The sequence below is a fragment of the Burkholderia sp. GW821-FHT14F03 genome (genome assembly GCF_058803765.1).
This window is the reverse complement of the sequence record NZ_JBXAPG010000119.1, coordinates 1-1,672: the sequence shown is the minus strand read 5'-3', so window position 1 is coordinate 1,672 and position 1,672 is coordinate 1. Positions and strand designations below refer to the sequence as shown.

The following is a 1,672-nucleotide window of genomic DNA, read 5'->3' as shown; positions in this document are numbered from 1 at the left end:
GAACGGGTCACCACGCTCGCGAATGCAGGCCGCGGGGCGGATATCAGTTCGCAGGATCGCGATGCCCAGGCATGCCGGGCCGCGTTTCCGGGTATCTACTGCGCGCCGCGGCGCTCGCTCGGCGACCTGCGGCGGATGCTGGCCGGCTACTTTCGCGTGCCGCTGCGGATCCTGCCGCGCCACGGGCGCTGGATTCCGGTGCCGCCGGCTCCGCGCGGCGGCCGGCGGCTGGGCGGCTGGCGGCTCGGCGCGCGGATCTGGGATGTCCAGCATTCGATGGAGATCGTGATCGGCCCGATCGAGGCCGAGGAGTTTCACCGTTGGCAACGCCGGTCGGCGGCCGTGATGGCGGTATGCGCGGTCGCGACGGACTTTGTGGACGGAAGGATCGACCCTGTCATCAAGGTCGAAGTACGAACGCGCCCTGAGCTGGCGGGGAAAGTCGGGCGCATGCGCATCGGCGTCGATGCGTGGTCGCGGCCGGATCATGCGCTGCGCACGCTGACTATCTACGAATCTTTTCGGAACTAAACGTGAATCGGGAACGTATCTTCAACTGTCTCGGCCGCACGACTTATGCGGCTTTGGTCGACGCCACGGTGCTGGGCCGTTCGCGCCGTCATACTTTCATCGACCTCGATCACTGGGCGTTGTGCCTGTTGCAGCGCGAGCAGAGCGATCTGGCGAAACTGTTCGCCGAATGGGGCCACGACGTCGGCGATCTCAAGCGCCGGCTGGAGAAGGCGCTCGATACGTTCGACGTGGGCGGCGATTCGCTGCGCGACATTTCCGCGTCGCTGGAGCGCAGCGTGGGTCCGGCCGTGATCTGGAGCCAGGTCGCCGCGCCGTCGGGCAAGGTGCGCTCGGGCCACCTGCTGCTGGCGTGGCTCGACGACGATGTCACGCGCCGCTGGCTCCAGCAGCGCTGTCCGCAGGGCCTCACGTCGGTCGCGATCGACGAGGTCGTGAAGCGCTACGAGGCGTTGGCCGCCGGGTGGCCTGAGGCGATCGAGAGCCCGTCGTCGGGTGACGTCGATGCGTCCGTCGACGCGGCGGCGCCGGACGACGCGCTCGCGAAATGGGCGACTTGCCTGACCGATCAGGCGGCGCGCGGCGAGCTGGATCCGGTCGTCGGGCGCGACGACGAACTGCGCACCGTGATCGACGTGCTGTCGCGGCGTCGCCAGAACAACCCGATTCTGGTCGGCGAGGCGGGCGTGGGCAAGACGGCCGTGGTCGAGGCGCTCGCGCAGAAGATCCACGCGGGCGCGGTGCCGCCGGGGCTGCTGGGCGCGCAGGTGTGGGCGCTCGATCTGGCCCGGCTGCAGGCGGGCGCGGGCGTGCGCGGCGAGTTCGAGCAGCGCCTGAAGACGCTGGTCGACGCGGTGATCGCCGCGCCCGCGCCGATCATCCTGTTCTGCGACGAAACCCACACGCTGATCGGCGCGGGCGGCTCGGCGGGCACGGGCGACGCCGCGAACCTGATCAAGCCGATGCTCGCGCGCGGGCAGCTGCGGATGGTCGCGGCGACGACGTGGTCCGAGTACAAGCAGTACATCGAGCCTGACGCGGCGCTCGTGCGGCGGTTCCAGGCGGTGCCGGTCGAGGAGCCGGACGACGCGGCGGCGGTGGGCATGCTGCGGACCATCGCGTCGCGCTTCGCCGAGCATCA

Annotated in this window: 2 protein-coding genes; both read left to right on the top strand. The window is 70.0% G+C overall.

What is annotated here, in order from left to right; genetic code table 11:
• Window positions 1-531: type VI secretion system baseplate subunit TssG (locus AC1RQF_RS33260; RefSeq protein WP_492874379.1), on the top strand; the 531-nt coding region annotated here is incomplete at its 5' end.
• A gap of 2 nt (window positions 532-533) precedes the next feature.
• On the top strand, window positions 534-1,672 hold a 1,139-nt coding region (locus AC1RQF_RS33255), incomplete at its 3' end, for an AAA family ATPase (RefSeq protein ID WP_492874377.1).